The sequence below is a fragment of the uncultured Eudoraea sp. genome, assembly GCF_947490415.1.
Lineage (GTDB): Bacteria > Bacteroidota > Bacteroidia > Flavobacteriales > Flavobacteriaceae > Eudoraea.
On record NZ_CANLGX010000003.1, the window covers coordinates 467,914 to 486,722 of the forward strand.

17 protein-coding genes are annotated in these 18,809 nt (G+C 35.5%); 9 read left to right on the top strand and 8 right to left on the bottom strand.

Annotated features, from left to right (window positions below):
* Window positions 1-116: 116 nt before the first annotated feature.
* The 4 genes from Q0874_RS10365 to Q0874_RS10380 all read left to right on the top strand — a co-directional run bounded on the left by Q0874_RS10365 (window position 117) and on the right by Q0874_RS10380 (window position 4,709).
* On the top strand, window positions 117-1,316 hold the full coding sequence (locus Q0874_RS10365; protein ID WP_299162724.1) for an alanine dehydrogenase: 1,200 nt from the start codon (window positions 117-119) through the stop codon (window positions 1,314-1,316).
* A 3-nt stretch (window positions 1,317-1,319) separates the two neighbouring features.
* A complete protein-coding gene (locus Q0874_RS10370) occupies window positions 1,320-1,706 on the top strand; it encodes a DUF4258 domain-containing protein (RefSeq protein WP_299162727.1) in 387 nt (128 codons plus the stop codon).
* A gap of 146 nt (window positions 1,707-1,852) precedes the next feature.
* Window positions 1,853-2,659 (top strand): NIPSNAP family protein, encoded by an 807-nt coding sequence (locus Q0874_RS10375; RefSeq protein ID WP_299162729.1) that lies wholly within the window; start codon window positions 1,853-1,855, stop codon window positions 2,657-2,659.
* A gap of 385 nt (window positions 2,660-3,044) precedes the next feature.
* The gene (locus Q0874_RS10380; RefSeq protein ID WP_299162732.1) at window positions 3,045-4,709 is read left to right on the top strand and encodes a hypothetical protein; all 1,665 of its coding nucleotides are present in this window, start codon (window positions 3,045-3,047) and stop codon (window positions 4,707-4,709) included.
* Window positions 4,710-4,810: 101 nt separating this feature from the next.
* Here the strand turns inward: Q0874_RS10380 and Q0874_RS10385 are convergent, their stop codons facing one another.
* Entirely contained in the window at window positions 4,811-5,977 is a 1,167-nt protein-coding gene (locus tag Q0874_RS10385) for a proline dehydrogenase family protein (RefSeq protein WP_299162735.1), read from the bottom strand.
* A gap of 138 nt (window positions 5,978-6,115) precedes the next feature.
* Here Q0874_RS10385 and aroB point away from each other — a divergent pair, with 138 nt between their 5' ends.
* Window positions 6,116-7,177 (top strand): 3-dehydroquinate synthase, encoded by a 1,062-nt coding sequence (gene aroB / locus Q0874_RS10390; RefSeq protein WP_299162738.1) that lies wholly within the window; start codon window positions 6,116-6,118, stop codon window positions 7,175-7,177.
* A gap of 116 nt (window positions 7,178-7,293) precedes the next feature.
* Entirely contained in the window at window positions 7,294-7,614 is a 321-nt protein-coding gene (locus Q0874_RS10395) for a hypothetical protein (protein ID WP_299162741.1), read from the top strand.
* Here the strand turns inward: Q0874_RS10395 and Q0874_RS10400 are convergent.
* The 3 genes from Q0874_RS10400 to Q0874_RS10410 all read right to left on the bottom strand — a co-directional run bounded on the left by Q0874_RS10400 (window position 7,611) and on the right by Q0874_RS10410 (window position 9,961).
* The gene (locus tag Q0874_RS10400) at window positions 7,611-8,132 is read right to left on the bottom strand and encodes a DinB family protein (RefSeq protein WP_299162744.1); all 522 of its coding nucleotides are present in this window, start codon (window positions 8,130-8,132) and stop codon (window positions 7,611-7,613) included. The genes Q0874_RS10395 and Q0874_RS10400 overlap by 4 nt on opposite strands.
* Window positions 8,133-8,271: 139 nt before the next feature.
* Window positions 8,272-8,751 (bottom strand): winged helix-turn-helix transcriptional regulator, encoded by a 480-nt coding sequence (locus Q0874_RS10405; protein ID WP_299162747.1) that lies wholly within the window; start codon window positions 8,749-8,751, stop codon window positions 8,272-8,274.
* Between the two features lie 106 nt (window positions 8,752-8,857).
* Window positions 8,858-9,961: a M14 metallopeptidase family protein gene (locus Q0874_RS10410; protein WP_299162749.1), complete on the bottom strand. Its 1,104-nt coding sequence runs from the start codon at window positions 9,959-9,961 to the stop codon at window positions 8,858-8,860.
* Window positions 9,962-10,228: 267 nt separating this feature from the next.
* On the opposite strand from Q0874_RS10410, the gene Q0874_RS10415 reads away from it, so the two are divergent.
* The 3 genes from Q0874_RS10415 to Q0874_RS10425 all read left to right on the top strand — a co-directional run bounded on the left by Q0874_RS10415 (window position 10,229) and on the right by Q0874_RS10425 (window position 11,858).
* Complete coding sequence (locus tag Q0874_RS10415) at window positions 10,229-10,597, top strand: helix-turn-helix transcriptional regulator (protein ID WP_299162751.1); 369 nt, start codon at window positions 10,229-10,231, stop codon at window positions 10,595-10,597.
* 68 nt (window positions 10,598-10,665) lie between these two features.
* Window positions 10,666-11,040, top strand: a complete 375-nt coding sequence (locus Q0874_RS10420) for a DNA topoisomerase IV (protein ID WP_299162754.1) — start codon at window positions 10,666-10,668, stop codon at window positions 11,038-11,040.
* A gap of 2 nt (window positions 11,041-11,042) precedes the next feature.
* Window positions 11,043-11,858 (top strand): TerC family protein, encoded by an 816-nt coding sequence (locus Q0874_RS10425; protein WP_299162756.1) that lies wholly within the window; start codon window positions 11,043-11,045, stop codon window positions 11,856-11,858.
* A 58-nt stretch (window positions 11,859-11,916) separates the two neighbouring features.
* Here the strand turns inward: Q0874_RS10425 and Q0874_RS10430 are convergent, their stop codons facing one another.
* The 4 genes from Q0874_RS10430 to ychF all read right to left on the bottom strand — a co-directional run bounded on the left by Q0874_RS10430 (window position 11,917) and on the right by ychF (window position 18,768).
* A complete protein-coding gene (locus Q0874_RS10430) occupies window positions 11,917-12,843 on the bottom strand; it encodes a sterol desaturase family protein (RefSeq protein WP_299162759.1) in 927 nt (308 codons plus the stop codon).
* 121 nt (window positions 12,844-12,964) lie between these two features.
* Window positions 12,965-15,640 carry a DNA gyrase/topoisomerase IV subunit A gene (locus Q0874_RS10435; RefSeq protein WP_299162761.1) on the bottom strand — a complete coding sequence of 892 codons (2,676 nt, stop codon included), beginning with the start codon at window positions 15,638-15,640 and terminating at the stop codon, window positions 12,965-12,967.
* A gap of 31 nt (window positions 15,641-15,671) precedes the next feature.
* Window positions 15,672-17,525 (bottom strand): DNA topoisomerase IV subunit B, encoded by a 1,854-nt coding sequence (locus tag Q0874_RS10440; protein ID WP_299162763.1) that lies wholly within the window; start codon window positions 17,523-17,525, stop codon window positions 15,672-15,674.
* A gap of 148 nt (window positions 17,526-17,673) precedes the next feature.
* Complete coding sequence (gene ychF, locus Q0874_RS10445; protein ID WP_299162765.1) at window positions 17,674-18,768, bottom strand: redox-regulated ATPase YchF; 1,095 nt, start codon at window positions 18,766-18,768, stop codon at window positions 17,674-17,676.
* Window positions 18,769-18,809: the final 41 nt, after the last annotated feature.

The following is an 18,809-nucleotide window of genomic DNA, read 5'->3' on the forward strand; positions in this document are numbered from 1 at the left end:
CGTAAATCCTGCCTTTTGAGCAGGATTTTTTTACCCTCCGTTTTACTAACCTACTTGATCAAAAAAAAATTGTAATTTTGAGATTGACCTAAATTATTGGTTAGAAATTACTTTTTATGAATCAACCTTCCTCACCATTTAGTAAACAACAGCTACTTCCTCAGGAAGAAACACTGGAAGTTTTAAAGCAAAAAGGAGAACTCTTCATTGGGATCCCAAATGAAAACCAATATCAGGAAAAACGTATTTGCCTCACTCCGGATGCCGTAAATGCCCTAACCTCAAATGGTCACCGGGTATTAATGGAGGCAGGAGCAGGTGAAAGTGCAAGCTACACGGATAAGGAATATACTGAAGCAGGTGCCAAAATAACACGAGACACAAAAAAGGTTTTTTCCTGTCCGCTTTTATTAAAAGTAGAGCCCCCTACCCTGTCGGAAATTCAATTAATGAATCCACAGGCGACTATTATTTCGGCTTTGCAAATAAAAACAAGATCTAAGGAATATTTTGAGGAACTGGCAAAAAAAAGGATTACAGCAATAGCCTTTGAATATATTCGGGATGAGGATGGTAAGTATCCCGCTGTACGTTCCTTAAGTGAAATTGCAGGTATTGCTTCGGTACTTATTGCTTCGGAAATCATGGCCGCTACCAACCAGGGTAACGGGCTTATGTTTGGTAATATTAGTGGGGTACCCCCTATAGAAGTGGTAATTGTAGGAGCAGGAACCGTTGGGGAGTTTGCAGCCAGGTCTGCTTTAGGGCTTGGAGCCAATGTAAAAGTCTTTGATAATTCCCTTACTAAATTACGGAACATTCAAACCAATCTTAAACAGACTATATATACCTCTACTCTGCAACCAAAGAACCTTTTGAAGAGTTTAAAGCGCTGCGATGTTGCAATAGGGGCCGTACGTGGCAGTGACAGATCGCCAATTGTAGTTTCTAGTACGATGGTAGAACATATGAAAAAAGGATCCGTGATCATTGACGTAAGCATAGATATGGGGGGGTGTTTCGAAACCAGTGAACTTACTACCCACGATAAACCCACTCGAGAAAAATTTGGTGTCATTCATTACGGTGTACCAAATATTCCTGCCAGATATCCCAGGACGTCATCAGTATCAATCAGTAATATTTTTACCCCTTATCTCTTAAAGATTGGAGAAGATGGAGGCCTGGAAAATTCACTGCGATTTGACAGAGGCCTGCGAAATGGTTTATATATGTATCACGGCATACTTACTAATAAATCCGTTGGTGAATGGTTCGATCTAAAATACAGTGATATCAACTTCCTTATTTTTTAGTTCATGGCATTTCTGAAACGATTGGGATTTTATCTTATAGGATTATCCATCGGACTTGTTTTCCTTTTCTTTTTTCTGAAAAAAAAATCCGATGAAACCGGTGTCAGTTTTTGTTATCTGCCTAATTGCAGGGTGTTAAAAGAATTGAGGTCCAAACCCCTTATTTATTCCAAGCAGGTAGATCAGATGGTTGCTGAACGTGTCCTGGACTCTCTAACTATTGCCTACTTTCTGAATGAAGGTGATGTTAATTTTAAAAAGAGTATCACTAAAAATACAACTTGTAAGACCTATTTAATTGAAGGAATGGTAAAGGAAAAATTTATGGCCTTGACTGTAAAGAATTGCGACAGTACAATTTTGATAGATGATTTACAAACAATGGACTAATAATTATATATATTATTTTTATTAAAGTTATAATTGATCATATTTCGAATGATTTAACATTTGAAAAAAGGTAATTTTTTGAGCAAATAACCATTAATCATCTATGTTCTTACTAACTTAAACCATAACCGACTCAATTCTAAAAAATGAAATCATTCAAATACGCTATAATAGTTTGTTTACTAATTTTAGGTGGTTGCGAAACAAAGAAAGAAACAACTAATGAACAAATTGAGGTAAAACAGAGCAGAGAATTCTATCAACTTAAAACCTATTATTTTGATTCTAAGGAACAAGAATCTAAAACTGATGACTATTTCAGGAATTCTTTGATACCTGCACTTCACAGACAGAATATAAAAAATATTGGTGTTTTTAAGCCCATACCAAACAAGATTGATACAACTAAACGTATTATGCTATTAATTCCATTTGAATCTATGGAACAATTTCTTGGTCTGGACAAGACGCTGGGAAAAGACAGTATGTATTTGGTTACCGGAAGTAAATTTATCAACGCTTCACATGAAAATCCTCCATATAACCGCATACAATCCATAATTATGCAAGCATTCGAAAATATGCCTAAGATGTTTGCCCCGCAATTTGAAGTTCCAAAGGCCAATCGTATATATGAATTACGTAGTTATGAATCTCCTACGGAAGCATATTACAAAAGAAAAGTAGCTATGTTTAACGAGGGTGGTGAAATTAAGCTATTTGATCGGTTAGGTTTTAATGCCGTTTTTTACGCAGAAGTAATATCGGGATCCCAAATGCCTAATCTTATGTATATGACCACTTTTAAAGATCAAGAAACAAGGGATAAACTTTGGGAAGCTTTTTTTGATTCCCCTGAATGGAAAGAATTGCTTACTTATCCAAAATATGAGAATACTGTTTCTCATGCAGATATTCACTTTCTGTACCCGACGGATTACTCCGACTATTAAACTTGAACCCTCTTATTTAAACAAATTTCAATTTGTATACAGGGGTTTAGCATATGAGTTAATCTGATTGTCTTCTCAACTAATGAAGTATGACCAAATTTTAATAGATATCATACTTTGTAGTCTTATTCTTATGTATAATACATTTAGACCTATAAAGGACAGTAATCACTTAAAACTAAATAGGAGTTAATCTCGTATATAAGGTCAGAAGTATAATAAATTAGGGTGTTTTGGAGTTATTATGTAAGATAAGTCGCAATTAATTGGTCGTTTCTTGCCCGAACACCGGATAGTGCGTTTTTTATAGTATTCTAAAATTGAAAATTCGATATTGTTAATGGGGCTTAAGGTGAGTGAAATATCACTGTGACAACATATTTTGATGAAAAATATATTGATTCTTTTTTTATGGTTTTTCTTTAGTCAGCCAAACCATGCGCATGATCGGGCTCCCTTAATAGTGTCCCGGATTGATGACCCAATTGAATTGAGTAAGAAAATTATAAGTGAGAACACCGACTCCTGGAGCGAAGATGCAAAACGGCGAATACTTGAAACTTATGGATCCGGGAACTTGTCCAATGCAGCAAACAAGAATTATATTTTGCTGGAATCGCCTACCCTGGTATTTGATTATTTCCAAGGTGGATTTTCCAATTCACAAGAACTGTTAAGTAAAGATCTTTTTCTTAAAATTTTGAATCAGGCTGTCGATTCACCCGAGGTACTAAGTACAGAAGTAGCCAAAGCAAGTCTGGATCAAAGCCTGAAAGAATACCTTTTAGCCTATAACATAGTAAAGAAATTTAAAGAATCTAATTCTCTTAGCAACGAAGATGCTATTAAGTTTTTAGAAAATAGATTTGGATATGAGAAGCTTAGTTTCGCTAAAAATTTAAATAATGCCAGTTCAGAGAATTATAATCAGGTATCAAATAAAAAAAACGCTAAAAAAGTAATTTCAAAAATAAATTTTATAAAAAAGACATATCCAAGTCAAATCCCTTTAATAAATGTTCTTGCAGAACTGGAAGAATTTTACCAGTTATTACAAGAGGCAAATATTGGATTAACTGCATATGTACCATATAATAATTTCAAAAATTCCGTTTATAAGTTAAATAAACAAAGAATAAACGAAAGAATACAATGGCGTTCATCCATAGAAATTACCTATCCTACAACTGGAACTGTTTGGATTGCCCCTAGCCCTGTAGAAATAAAATGGTCTACATCTAATATGGATGAAAGCAAAACTATTAAGTTCTTTTTAACCAGAGACGATGTGGTAGTGCAAGAACTAGGAGTTTTTAAAAACAATCACTTTGTAAAAGATGTAAAGCTTAGAAAAGGACTTCCCTCCGGAAATAAGTATAAAATTATGGGTATTGAACTCTTCCCTGTTAATAAATACCATATAGCGAAGTATGCCACTCCCTATTTTACGATAAAAAAAGAAGATAAAATACCTGAAGAAATAATAGTTGATGCCCCTGCCGAAATAGTAGAAGCCCCCGCTGAAGTTATAGAGGCTCCTGTTGAAGTTCAAGAAGTTTCTGTAGAGCCAGTTCCGGAGCCCGCGAAAATAGTTGAGAAACTCGAAGCCCCGGCGCAAAAACCTATAGAGACAATTGCTATAGTAGAGGAAGAAACGAAAGAAATAGCAGTTAAGGAGGTAGTTAAGACTCCAAACCGAACTGTTTTTGAAGGAAGAAAAATTTCATATCAAAAAGAAATGATCGTAGAGAACGAAATAATAACTATAAGTCTTTATGACCATGGCAGAGCAGATGGTGACATTGTATCTATCTATCTAAATGGTGAGCAAATTGTAGCTAGTCATATTTTAACATATAAGAAAAAGAGTTTTGAGGTAAAATTGAATTTAAACAAATCCAATGATCTATTTCTCTATGCCCATAATCTGGGTAATTTTCCTCCAAATACAGTCTCCTTAGAAATAAAAGATGGTTCAAATTCAGAAAATATTGTACTAAATTCTGACTTATCCAGTTGCGAGGCAGTATTAATAAGTGTAAAACAATAACTCTTTAAGGTAATACCCCTAGCTATACACGGGTGCTCGGCAAAAGCATCTTAATTTAGCAGCTCCAAAAATCAATAAACTACATAGAATAAAATAGTCCTCTAAATTTTTCTTCGAAGACGTTCTTTTTTTATCAGCTCCAATTCCCTATTTGTTTGTCCTGCTACTGAAGTATTTTCTTCGGCACGTCTTATTAAATAAGGCATTACATCACGTACAGGTCCAAAAGGCAAATACTTTGCCACATTAAAACCCTTCTCAGCCAGATTAAAAGAAATATGGTCACTCATTCCGTAAAGTTGGCCAAACCAGATTCGGGTATCATTGTGTGAAATACCTTTTTGATCCATCAATTCAATTAATTTGTAAGAACTCAATTCATTATGGGTGCCCGAAAAAAGTGAGATCCTGTCCAGATGTTCAACTATATAGGCTACTGTTGCATCATAATTAGAATCACTTTCGGATTTAGTAGCACATATAGGGGAGGTATAATTATATTCCAAAGCTCTTTCATTTTCCTTTTCCATATAGGCCCCGCGAACAGTCTTGATTCCTATTTTAAAATCTTCCTTCAGGGCTTTTGCATGAAGCTCTTTAAGGTAATCCATACGATCCCATCGGTAAAGTTGTAGTGTATTAAAAACAATAGCTTTTTCCTTATTGTATTTACGCATCATTTCCTCCACCAATTCATCTGCCGCATCTTGCATCCAGCTTTCTTCGGCATCTATTAAAAGTGGAACATCAAGGTCATATGCTTTTTTACATGTGGTCTCAAAACGGCCCACTACCCTATCCCATTCTTCTTGTTCTTTTTTTGACAAAGATTTACCCTCTCCAATTTTATGAAAAAGTGACACTCTGCCATAACCACTAGGCTTAAAAACTGCAAAAGGAATAGCATCCAGTTCCTTTACAAAATCTAGTATCATTAAGGTTTTCTCAAGAGCGGCATCAAGAGGATCTTCTGTATCTTTACCTTCAACAGAATAATCAAGAACAGAACAAACACCTTTGCTCCACATTTTATCCACTACGGTCATACAATCGGCCTCACTTACACCTCCGCAAAAATGATCGAATACAGTTGCCCGAATAAGGCCGTCAACTGGTAATCTTGCTTTTAGAGCAAAATTGGTCATTGCTGTACCAATTTTAACAAGTGGTTCATTAGCTATCATCTTAAAAAGAAAATAGGCTCGCTCCAATTCAGAATCGGATTTAAGAGAAAATGCGGTTGAGGTATCTTCAAAAATTCTGTTCATTATTACGAATTAGTTATCATTTCAAAGATAATAACAGAATTTGTATCCATTTACTAAAAAATTGCCTTTATTTTGTGCTTTGCTTTTAAAAAGGCATTTCTTTAGGATTATCAAGAAAGGTACTATAAACTATAACCCATGGAATCAATTACTTCTTTTTCTGCCCAAATCCATTTTAACTATTTGGGATATGAGGCTTTCGAATATCATTTAAAAAAATCAAACTATTCCAGTCTTTTTATACTTGTTGATGAAAATACCCGGGAGCATTGTCTGCCTAAATTTTTAGCAAGTGTTGGAGGGAGTTATGACTTCGAGATTATAGAGATAGAATCTGGTGAAATTAACAAAAGTATTACTAGTTGTATAAAAGTTTGGGAAGCGCTTTCACAAAAAGGCGCAGATAGACAGAGTTTGTTAATAAATCTCGGAGGGGGTGTTATTACAGATTTGGGTGGTTTTGTGGCTTCAACATTTAGAAGAGGTATAGATTTTATCAATATTCCCACAAGCCTCCTAGCTATGGTAGATGCGTCAGTTGGAGGTAAGACCGGAGTTGATATGGGAATGTTAAAAAATCAGATAGGCGTAATAAACCAGCCTAAAATGGTGCTTATTATCCCTAAATTCCTAAACACATTAGATAAGAGGCAATTGAATAGCGGCTTTGCGGAAATGCTAAAACATGGCCTGATTGTTAGTGAACCCTTTTGGAGAGTTCTTAAACAAGTCAATTCTGTTGACCAATTGGAAGATCATATTTACGAATCTATAGTCATAAAAAATGAAATAGTTCGCCAGGATCCGAGGGAGAAAAGTCTTAGAAAAATATTAAATTTTGGTCATACCCTGGGTCACGCTATAGAATCCTATTTTTTAGAGAATGTGGAACGTGAGTCCCTGCTTCACGGTGAGGCAATTGCCATTGGTATGATATTGGAAGCATTCCTATCACATCAACAAACCGGCCTAGGTATAAATCAATTGGAAGATATTAAGATGACAATACTCAGACATTTTAAAAAAGTTGAATTTAACGATGACGACATTCGTTCTATAATAGATCTACTGAAATACGATAAGAAGAATTCCCATGGAAGTGTTTTCTTCGTACTTCTAAAAAGGATTGGTGATGCCCAGATTGACAATAGAGTTCCTGATGATATTTTAAGCCAGGCATTTGCATACTACAAAGAATAGCAGCTACATATACTAAAATTGCTGTTTTACAACTCTTTGAATTCCCAAAGGAAAAAAAAGTATAGTTTAGGTACAGGATTAAGACAACTGCTATAGTTGTATTCAAATACCTGCTTATGAAACGTATACTCATTGATTACAAAAAATTAAACCCCCAAGTGACCGCTCTTCTGATTGAAACCTATCCCGACGGATATGGAGATGAAGATATAATTTCTTTTAGAAATGTTAACGGTGAATTCATTGAAGCCGTAGAACTACAAACTGCGGATACCCTATACCTTATTAAAATAAGTAAAAGTCTTTCTCATTTCATTGCTAATTTCGATGAAAACATAGACGAAGGGCTTGAAGCAATAAAAGATGAATCTATTGAAGGGCCTTCTTTAGAACTTAATATTGAAGAGGAAAATGAGGATGAAAAAGATTTTGATTAGTCTTTAAGGTAGCGCTCACGTAATACATTTCTATGGTGTTTCTGGTGGCCGCAACAAATGAAACCCAAAGCCGCAACACTCATAGGTGAATCACTGGCAATTCCAGCTCTTTTTAATGTCTTCTCAGAAAATTTTTCAAAAAGAGCAATTGTAGACTTTCGTATGGTTCTATAATTTTCTATCACTTCTTGCTGATTCCAATTTTCTGCATCAGATTCCATAACAAACTTATCCTGATCGAATCCCGGTAAAGGTGTTTTGTCGTTTCTGGCAAATCGAAGCGCCCTATATTGAAATACGCGTTCCGTATCCAAGACATGGACCAAAACCTGGGCCACTGTCCATTTTCCCTCACTATAGGTATAATGAAATTTATCTTTCGGAATACTCGAAATAAATAATGGAAAATTCTCCAATTGCCTTCTTAACATCTCCACTAATTCCACGTCACCCAAAGTAGCAATATACGGTTGGTAAAAGGGGTGATAATCTTCTTTTTTGAGTTCAGAACTCTTCATTTAAGGAAAATAACAATGTTAGTAGTATTTCTAAAAGTATTTTGTTTAAGGATAATGATTAATCTGAAGTTAACTAATGCCCATTGAAATTGCGGATATTCTGACAGATCAGCAATCTTAATTTATAAAATGTCCCATTTTATAATTCATTAAAAATGGTGTGCATCAAACGTTTTTTGTCATTAATACTCTCTTCCAGGGAAATCATAGTCTCCGTCCTGCTAATACCATCAATATCATCTATCTTAAATATGATATTTTTAGCATGGTTAGTATCCTTTGCCCTTATTTTACAAAAGATGTTGAATTTACCAGTAGTAATATGTGCAACGGTAACATTGGGTATTTGATTCAAACGTTCTAAAACAAATTTGGTTTGATGTGTTTTTTCCAGAAAAATGCCCACATAAGCTATGAATGCATAACCCAGTTTTACATAATCCAGTGTAAGTGAAGATCCGCGTATAATTCCGGATTCCTCCATCTTTTTAACCCTAACATGAACAGTTCCCGCAGATATTAGTAATTTTTTAGCTATATCAGTAAATGGTGTTCTGGTGTTGTCAATTAACATGTCCAGAATTTGATGATCTATTTCGTCTAGTTTTATTTTCCCCATTTTAAGAATAATTTTTACTTGGGGGTAAATTTAAGAATTTAAATGTAATAAATACTAGGTTTTTTTGAATTATGTGCAAAATATTATAGCTTTTTCACATGATAATTTAAAAAAGGAGTTTACGCAATTTACTATCAGATTTTAAGAAATTGAGATCATTTTGATCTTTACAATCAAGATATTTATGGCCAAAGCTATCCTTTAATTCACCAATAGCTTCTATAAAAGGGTTAAAAATTATAATTTCTTCATTCAATATCTCTTTATAAAGAATGCCAATATTGTGGTCATATTTCTTATTAATAAGATTTGCATTTAATATTAAGACATCAAAATAACGTTTATTATTTTCAGGAATGTCAAAATAAGTATCCAAACTGTATCCTTCAATTTTACGTTGAGCTATTACCGATATTGCAGTGAGTAAGGAGTAAAATACGAACTCCCTTGTTTGTTCTCTTTGGTAATCATCTGGAAAATGACCTGCTTCAAATAATATAGTGGGTGTTCCCAGTAGTTGAAATGTATCTCCAACACAATTGGGATTAAAGGCATCGTCATATCTTCCAATCTGATCCGGTATAACGGAAGACAAAGCTTTGTGTATGGCCGCAATAATTTTCATGCTTTGACCCCGGCTGGCTGAGACGTTACGTTGAATATCATGCGCAGGGGCCAAAAACGACAAAGTAGCTGGTTTCTCAAGACTACCCACATTAAAAATCGTTCGCTGATCATGGAGATTAAAACAATAATCAGGCTTTATTTCATTATAAAGAACTCGCAGAATTCTGCTTTCTGGTTGACTTAATTCCATTGCGTCTCGGTTTAAATCTACTTTATTTGCATTTTCCCTGGTATAGTCCACAGCACCATCAGGATTTAAGACAGGAACAATTGTTAATGTGACTGATGATAAAATTTGAGTAACGAGTTCATTGGTCTTATTTAAATAATTAATCAAATCCAGTACAGCTTTTGTGGTGGTGGTCTCATTACCATGCATCTGGGACCACATTAAAATTTTAATTTTACCGCTACCTAATGTTACTTTATGAATGGGACTGTTTCTTACAGAAATCCCTAACTGAGAAACTTTACTCTGAATTGAATTTCTATTTATTACAGATTGCAGTTGTGAACGTCTGATATATCTTCCATGCACGGAAAGCTCTTTTATATCCTGATAATTTAAAGAAGAAAAATTCACAATAGAGTTAATTAATATTACAAATGTAAAGGACAAATCAATTACAAATGTGATTAAATTAGTTACATTTGTAAACAGAATAGGTGATTTTTCGCAGCGTTTTGAGTACCGTTGTAAACAAATAAAGGTTAGTTTATTAAAATAAACTTAATAAATTGTATTTCAGCTATTTAAATACCTTTAATTCTATTATTTATATAATATTTATTGATTCAAATTAAATACTTATATCCAAAGAAAAAAAATATTTAATTAGATTATTGTACAATGGTAAACACAGAAGAATTTGTACGGCGTTTAGAAAAAATATTAAATTATTATGGGCTTTCAGCATCTGCTTTTGCAGATAAGATAGCAGTCCAAAGATCTACCATTTCCCATTTGCTTACAGGCAGAAATAAACCCAGCCTTGAATTCGTACTAAAAGTTGTAAAGTCATTTCCAGAAGTTAACCTTTATTGGCTGCTCAACGGAAAAGGTGCCTTTCCTGCAGTTCAAAAAGAAACAACGCTACCCTACTCTCCCGAAACAGTATCCTCCACGGAAAACCCGTCCAATTCGAAATCAATTAAAAAAATAATCATTTTTTATGAAGATGGTAGTTTTGAGGCATTTAATAAAAATAAGGGGCAATAGCAGCATCACTTCATAAATTCGTATAATACTCCGCCTAGATATCCGTACTATTTTGTTATTTTGCAACTATGAAATGGTCCTTCCTCATAGTTTGTGTTTTTCTTATAGCAAACTCGTGTTACCAACCTGAAAGAGACTGCAAAGCTTTTAAATATGGAACTTTTACATTTTCTTCAACCATAAATAATGAAGAAAAGACTACCACATTTGTTCGATATGAAAATATTGAGATCGATTTTTATGAAGGAAAAAGTGACACGTCATCCTTAAGGTGGATAAATGATTGCGAGTATATAGTGAAGAAAATAAAACCCAGGAATAGGGCTGAAGAGAAATCAATTCATATAAAAATAAGAACCACAACAGATAGCTCTTATACTTTTGAGTACGGTATTGTAGGGGAAACAAATAAATCTGTGGGAACTGCTATAAAAATTAAGTAATAATGTTTGAAATTTTAACTAGCCCGGATGCCTGGGTAGCTCTGTTAACCTTAACCTTCTTAGAGATAGTATTAGGTATAGATAATATTGTATTTATATCGATTGCCGCAAACAAGTTGCCTGCAAAGGATCAGCGCAAAGCTACAAATCTGGGATTAATTTTGGCTATGCTACAGCGCATCATATTGTTGTTTGCAGTTTCTTTTCTTATTGGTTTAAAGATTCCCTTTTATTATATAGATGCCTCCTGGATCTCTATAGGAATTAGTGGCCAGGCCCTGATCCTTTTTTTTGGAGGTCTTTTCCTATTATATAAAAGCACTTCAGAAATTCATGAAAAGGTGGAGATGCCAGAACATGACGAAGACGCACTAAAATCCAGGAATATTACCACGCTCTCTAAAGCAATTGTGCAAATTGTTATAATTGATTTTATATTTTCCATAGATTCAATATTAACAGCTGTAGGCATGACTAATGGCATTGGTGATAAGCCTATGGATGCTTTGGTCCTAATGGTTATTGCTGTAGTTATTTCTATCATAATCATGATGGTTTTTGCTAATCCTATCCGGGTTTTTATTAATAATCACCCATCCATGCAGATACTCGCTCTTTCCTTTTTAATTCTAATAGGATTTATGCTAATTGCTGAAGCTGCACATTTGAGCCATGCAAGAATATTTAATCAGGAGATTGGAGCTATTCCGAAAGGATATTTATATTTTGCCATTGCCTTCTCTTTATTGGTAGAGTTTTTGAATATGAAGATTCGCAAAAAAAATAATTTAAAAAAGGTTCCGGAAAAGCAAAAATAAAATCCAGGCAGGATTAACCTGTCGCGCTATAGCTTTAAGGTCATTGCTCGACTATTAGCTACGCCAATTGTGATTCCCTAAGTTTTTGTTGCTGTTGTTTCACAGTCAATGTACTGCCGTCATGGCTCCATCCTGGTGGTCCAAATATATACATCAAGGCATGGGAAAGTTTTTTCGACTTTTTCACATCCTTCCAGATATCCTTATATTCATGAGTAAGGATCACCAGAGGGTTGTAAGAGTTTGGGGAATGAATAACGCCGTATTTGATCTTTGTATCATTATCCAGTTCTTTCCAGGTACCGAAGACTTTGTCAAAAATATTAAGGATCCCTCCATGATTTTTATCCAGATATTCTACATTTTGAGAATGATGAACCTGATGCATCGTGTGTGTATTAAATATCTTTTCGAGAAATCCCATTTTTGGAATATAGACGGAATGCAACTGAAATTGCCACATAATCTCTATTCCTATACATACGATAACCATTTCCGGGGGAAAACCAATTGCAGGCATCCACATATAGAAAAAGGGTTTGTGAAAAATTGTGAACCATCCATTACGAACCGCAGTACCTAAGTTAAAATTATCAGAAGAATGATGGACGATATGACCTGCCCAAAATAATCTTATTTCATGGTTTGCTCTATGAAAACAATAGTAAGTAAAATCATCAGCCAACATACAAAGTAACCATACATACCATGCGTAACCAAAGGATTCGTACCCCAATAGGTTTGTACGCACTCCATTAGTAACAGGGTTAAAAAATTCATAGGATACCTCAAAAAGCGCTATGGCAAAGATGATTTTAAACAACGGTCCTATAATTGCAGCTCCAACACCCATGGCGCCGCTAGCGAACAAATCTTTCCAATTATATAATTGTTCGTTTCCATGTGTTTTGCTGTAAATAAGTTCAAAAATAATTAGGGCGATAAAACAGGGGACGCCATAAATCAGGGGGTTTGTAAAATCCATAAATTTGTTGCAGTTTTCTCTTTGTTGTTGCAGGAATTGGCAATTATAGCCAAAACAAATACAATTAGCAAGTTAAAATTAGTGTCATTCTCATTATTGCGTATGAATATTCTATAATTTGCTAAAAAAGCTTTGTTTGCCCATCATCATCTTTTTTACCAGGATTATCTTTGCTATTGGCCTGATTATTTTCTTTCTTAGATTTTGAAGGTGAATCTTTCTTCTCCGGAATTATATTTTCTTCATCCACCACCTCAATATCCAAGGTGTCATGAACCTCCGGCACTTCATACGGCAAGGGATCCAATGCGTTAATCTCAAGGACTTTATCTTTGGTTAATTGATTTCCCATTGCAGAACTGCCTTTTACGCTAATAAACTCCTCTATATTGATTGTAAGGTTGTCTTTGCGTTCCATCCCTCTTTTTTTAGAATACACTAATTCCGCCATGGGCCGATAATCTGTAAATACTTTTTCGAGGTAGGATTTTGGATGGTCCGTAATTATCTTTTCCTCTTTATCGCAGTTTTCCACCAAAAATCGTTTTATGTAAAACAGTTCTTTTTCTCCCTCCCAGTATATTACAGATATAGGTTTATTAGGCACCCATTTTTCCAAGACAATAATATCATCATCAAAACGCATTGTCAGTTCCGGAATAACTGTTTTCAATAATCCTTTTTGGTTAACAATAAGAAGTCTGTCTTCATTGGTAAAATCTCCCAGAAGTTCACCCCTGTTATCAACATTCAGCCGCTGAACTGTATCGTCAAACCAAAGTTTGCGAGGTTTAAGTGTGGAAAGTCCTTTTTCCTTTAGTTCTACTTTTTTTACAGAATATTTAGTTACGATGTTCCCTTTTGAAGCACGACCCTTTATCATAACATCTGCAAAATCCAAATCCCACTTTAATTTCTTTATATTGCCTGCCTGCCTAAGAAAAATCGTAACTACTTCTGCTTCCCCATTTGGATTCGCCGAAAAATAAATAATCTCTGAATTGCTTTTACCTGCTGTAAGATCATAATGTTTATCTCGCGTAACTCCAGTAACAAAAAAGCGCTTTACATAGCTCGATCCTCCTCTGCCATCCTTATAAATCATATTGTAGGTTGTCCGCTTGTCTTTCTTCTTAAATACGGCTACGTGAATTATGTTTTTGCCTATAAATGTTTTTGAATCTACCTTGGTTATCATCATATGACCATTTTTGGTGAATACGATGATATCATCTATATCACTGCAGTCTGTAACATACTCGTCGCGTTTTAAAGAAGTTCCAATAAAACCCTCCTCCCTGTTTACATATAGTTTGGTGTTTCTAATGACTACTTTGGTTGCCTCAATATCATCAAAAATTCTAATTTCAGATTTACGCTCCCTGCCTTTACCATATTTACTTTTTAATTCCTTAAAATATGCTATTGCAAAATCTACCAAATTAGCAAGGTGGTCTTTAGTTTGGGCAATTTTATCTTCCAGACTATCAATGTATTGTTGTGCTTTATCCAAATCAAATTTGGATATTCTTTTTATCCTAATCTCCGTAAGCCGCACAATATCTTCTTCCGTCACCTCCCTTTTGAGGTGTTTAATATGTGGCTTTAGTCCTTTATCTATAGCACTTATGACTCCTTCCCATGTTTCTTCTTCTTCTATATCCCTATAGATTCGGTTTTCTATAAATATCCGCTCTAGAGATGCAAAATGCCACTGTTCCTGGAGTTCTGATAACTGTATCTCCAATTCTGCTTTAAGCATAGCTACAGTATTGTCTGTAGAACGTTCAAGCATTTCTGTAACGCCTATAAATAAAGGTTTGTTATCTTCAATAATACAGCCCAAAGGAGAAATTGAAGATTCGCAGGAAGTAAACGCGTATAGGGCATCAATGGTCTTATCAGGCGAAATACCCCCCGGCAGATGTATAAGTATCTCAACCTGGGCTGCTGTATTATCTTCAATCTTCTTTATTTTAATCTTCCCTTTATCATTTGCTTTCAGGATTGAATCTATTAATGAAGAAGTATTTGTGCCATAGGGTATTTCATTAATAACCAGTGTATTTTTATCAAGTTGTGAAATTTTAGCCCTTACCCTTACTTTGCCGCCCCTTAATCCATCATTGTAGTTGGTAACATCAATAATACCTGCGGTAGGGAAATCTGGAAACAATTTAAAACGCTGCCCTTTCAAATGTTTAATAGATCCATCAATAATCTCATTAAAATTATGAGGGAGAATCTTAGTAGACAAACCAACTGCAATGCCTTCTGCTCCTTGAGCCAGTAATAAGGGAAATTTAACCGGAAGATTTACAGGTTCTTTCTTTCTTCCATCATAAGATGACTGCCACTCGGTGATTTTTGGACTAAATACTACCTCTAATGCAAATTTGGAAAGTCTGGCTTCAATATATCGGGATGCCGCAGCTCCATCGCCCGTTAAAATATTACCCCAATTCCCTTGAGTATCAATAAGTAGTTCTTTCTGGCCAATCTGAACCATGGCATCAGCTATACTTGCATCGCCATGAGGGTGATACTGCATTGTATGTCCAACTACATTGGCAACCTTATTATACCTACCATCATCCAACTCCTTAAGCGCATGCATAATTCTGCGTTGCACGGGCTTAAAACCATCTTCAATAGCTGGCACCGCCCTTTCTAAAATTACATAAGAAGCATAATCTAAAAACCAATCCTTGTACATGCCTGTAACCCGGGTAAGTGCCTCCTGGCCATTACCCTGGTCTTCTTCATGTACCTCATTTACTTCTTCATTCTCCTCCATAAAGAAAGATTCGTATTATTCTATTTTATAATTAATTATCTTCTATTAGGTCAACTTCAACTTTAAGGTTCTCAATTATAAATTCCTGACGGTCCGGAGTATTTTTTCCCATATAAAACTTTAAAAGTTCTTCAATAGACAATGCTTTATCGAGCATAACCGGCTCTAACCGTATGTCATCTCCAATAAAGTGTTTAAACTCATCCGGCGAAATTTCACCCAGTCCTTTAAAACGAGTTATTTCCGGTTTACCTGATAATTTGGTAATCGCCTCCCTCTTTTCGTCCTGACTGTAGCAATAATAGGTTTCTTTTTTATTTCTTACCCTAAATAACGGTGTCTGTAAAATATATAAATGATTCTCTTTTATTAATTCAGGAAAAAATTGAAGAAAAAATGTAATCAGTAATAATCGAATATGCATTCCGTCAACATCGGCATCAGTAGCAATTACAATATTATTATAACGTAAATCCTCCATGGATTCTTCTATATTCAGAGCAGCCTGAAGCAGATTGAATTCTTCATTTTCATACACTATTTTTTTTGACATCCCATAGGAGTTCAATGGCTTACCCCGAAGACTAAAAACTGCCTGCGTATTTACATCTCTCGATTTAGTTATGGAACCGGAAGCTGAATCACCCTCAGTAATAAACAAGGTCGATTCCAGTCGTCTTTCGCTTTTCATATCTCCCAGATGCAACCTGCAATCTCGTAATTTCTTGTTATGCAAACTTGCTTTTTTCGCTCTTTCCCGTGCCAGTTTTCGTATTCCCGAAAGTTCCTTTCGTTCGTTCTCAGCCTGAACAATTTTACGTTGAATTTTCTCAGCGGTTTCCGGGTTTTTATGCAAGTAATTATCAAGCTGCTTCCCTATAAAATCGTTGATGTATGTTCTTACCGTTGGGAATTCTCCTCCCATATCTGTTGAGCCAAGTTTGGTTTTCGTCTGACTTTCAAAAACAGGCTCCATCACTTTGATAGAAATCGCCGAAATTATTGATTTTCGGATATCGGAAGCATCATAATTCTTACCGTAGTAGTCTCTTATTGTTTTCACAATAGCCTCTCTGAAAGCAGATTGATGGGTACCCCCCTGAGTGGTATGCTGTCCGTTAACAAAAGAGTGGTATTCCTCGCTATACTGTGTTTTACTATGCGTAATAGCTACTTCAATGTCTTGTCCTTTGAGGTGAATTATCGGGTACAATAAATCTTCTTTAGTATTGTTATCTTCCAGTAAATCCTTAAGTCCATTTTCGGAAAAGAATTTTTCTCCATTAAAAACAATAGTAAGGCCAGGGTTAAGATATACGTAATTTCTGAGCATGCGTTCTACATACTCATTTCTATATTTATATTTTTTAAATATAACCTCATCAGGAATAAATGTAATCTTGGTTCCTCTTCTCCTGGAAGTTTCCTCCAAAAGTTCTTCGTTCACCAATTCTCCTGTTTCAAATTCAGCCGATTTGGATTTACCATCCCTATTCGACTCTACTTTAAAATATGCAGATAGTGCATTAACAGCCTTTGTTCCGACCCCGTTGAGTCCAACCGATTTTTTAAATGCACGGGTATCATACTTTCCTCCTGTATTCATTTTGGAGACCACATCAACCACCTTACCCAGTGGAATACCCCGGCCATAGTCCCTTACGGTTACTTTTTCACCCTGAATAGAAATATCAATGGATTTTCCGGCACCCATGACAAATTCATCAATACAATTGTCTATTGTTTCTTTTAGTAGGATATAAATGCCGTCATCAGCAGAAGATCCGTCGCCAAGTTTTCCAATATACATTCCAGGTCGCAGACGAATATGCTCCTTCCAGTCAAGTGATCTTATGTTATCTTCGGTATATTGTGATTCTGCCATGATATTTGGGGATTACCCTGCTAATATAAAATTTCGGGGCAGAAATCAAAATGTGCAGTATAGAAAGTAATTAACAATAAAACGCCATGTATTGTTGATAGCGGGATTATATCACTATTAAAAACAACAATTCCAGCGATATCGCTGCTTAAACATTAAACCTAAAATGCATAATATCACCATCCTTTACTACATAATCTTTTCCTTCCACACGCATTTTCCCGGCTTCCTTGACTTTTGTTTCGCTTCCATAGCTAATGTAGTCGCTATATGAAATAACCTCAGCCCGGATAAATCCTTTTTCAAAATCTGTATGGATAACCCCTGCTGCCTGAGGCGCCGTGGAGCCTACTTTTATGGTCCAGGCCCTGACTTCTTTAACTCCTGCTGTAAAATAGGTTTGAAGGTGTAAAAGAGAATAAGCTGCTCTGATCATTTTAGCCGAGCCTGCCTCTGTCAACCCTAAATCTTCTAAAAACATTTGTCGTTCTTCGTAAGTATCTAATTCGGTAATGTCCGCTTCTGTCCCTACAGCCAAAACAATTACCTCTGCCTGCTCATCTGCTACGGCAGCTTTCACCTTTTCTACATAAGCATTTCCAGATACTGCTGATGCTTCATCTACATTGCAGATATAGAGAACCGGTTTGTCTGTAATAAACTGCAGAGGTTTAATAAAATCATTTCGGTCATCATCTTCAAAAGCTAAAGCACGCACAGATTTACCTGTTTCTAATCCTTCTTTTACGGCTTGAAGGACCGCAGCTTCTTTTTGAGCCTCTTTATTACCTGTTCTGGCAGCTCTATTTACCTTGTCTAACTTCTTTTCAACCGTTTCCAGGTCTTTTAGCTGCAATTCCATATCTATGGTCTCTTTATCCCTAATAGGATCGATAGACCCATCCACATGAACTACATTGTCATTATCAAAACAACGTAAAACATGTAAAATAGCATCGGTTTCCCGTATGTTACCTAAAAATTGATTCCCTAAACCTTCTCCTTTGCTTGCTCCTTTAACCAGTCCGGCAATATCTACTATTTCTACCGTTGCAGGAATAACCCTCTCAGGGTTAACCAATTCTGCCAATTTTTCCAGCCTTGGATCCGGCACATTCACAACCCCAATATTTGGCTCAATCGTGCAAAAGGGAAAATTGGCGCTTTGCGCCTTTGCATTGGACAAACAATTAAAAAGAGTTGATTTACCAACATTAGGTAATCCTACAATACCTGCTTTCATCTATTCTATCTTAGAAATATCCTGACAATCTACTATCTGCT

Excerpts from the sequence above, each read along its gene's own strand:
- Q0874_RS10430 (WP_299162759.1), bottom strand. The coding sequence starts at position 12,843 with ATGGATTTTACAAACCCCCTGATTTATGGCGTCCCCTGTTTTATCGCC.
- Q0874_RS10380 (WP_299162732.1), top strand. The coding sequence starts at position 3,045 with ATGAAAAATATATTGATTCTTTTTTTATGGTTTTTCTTTAGTCAGCCA.
- Q0874_RS10420 (WP_299162754.1), top strand. The coding sequence starts at position 10,666 with ATGAAATGGTCCTTCCTCATAGTTTGTGTTTTTCTTATAGCAAACTCG.
- Q0874_RS10400 (WP_299162744.1), bottom strand. The coding sequence starts at position 8,132 with ATGAAGAGTTCTGAACTCAAAAAAGAAGATTATCACCCCTTTTACCAA.
- Q0874_RS10370 (WP_299162727.1), top strand. The coding sequence starts at position 1,320 with ATGGCATTTCTGAAACGATTGGGATTTTATCTTATAGGATTATCCATC.
- Q0874_RS10440 (WP_299162763.1), bottom strand. The coding sequence starts at position 17,525 with ATGGCAGAATCACAATATACCGAAGATAACATAAGATCACTTGACTGG.
- Q0874_RS10395 (WP_299162741.1), top strand. The coding sequence starts at position 7,294 with ATGAAACGTATACTCATTGATTACAAAAAATTAAACCCCCAAGTGACC.
- Q0874_RS10405 (WP_299162747.1), bottom strand. The coding sequence starts at position 8,751 with ATGGGGAAAATAAAACTAGACGAAATAGATCATCAAATTCTGGACATG.
- ychF (WP_299162765.1), bottom strand. The coding sequence starts at position 18,768 with ATGAAAGCAGGTATTGTAGGATTACCTAATGTTGGTAAATCAACTCTT.
- Q0874_RS10375 (WP_299162729.1), top strand. The coding sequence starts at position 1,853 with ATGAAATCATTCAAATACGCTATAATAGTTTGTTTACTAATTTTAGGT.
- Q0874_RS10385 (WP_299162735.1), bottom strand. The coding sequence starts at position 5,977 with ATGAACAGAATTTTTGAAGATACCTCAACCGCATTTTCTCTTAAATCC.
- Q0874_RS10435 (WP_299162761.1), bottom strand. The coding sequence starts at position 15,640 with ATGGAGGAGAATGAAGAAGTAAATGAGGTACATGAAGAAGACCAGGGT.
- Q0874_RS10415 (WP_299162751.1), top strand. The coding sequence starts at position 10,229 with ATGGTAAACACAGAAGAATTTGTACGGCGTTTAGAAAAAATATTAAAT.
- aroB (WP_299162738.1), top strand. The coding sequence starts at position 6,116 with ATGGAATCAATTACTTCTTTTTCTGCCCAAATCCATTTTAACTATTTG.
- Q0874_RS10365 (WP_299162724.1), top strand. The coding sequence starts at position 117 with ATGAATCAACCTTCCTCACCATTTAGTAAACAACAGCTACTTCCTCAG.
- Q0874_RS10425 (WP_299162756.1), top strand. The coding sequence starts at position 11,043 with ATGTTTGAAATTTTAACTAGCCCGGATGCCTGGGTAGCTCTGTTAACC.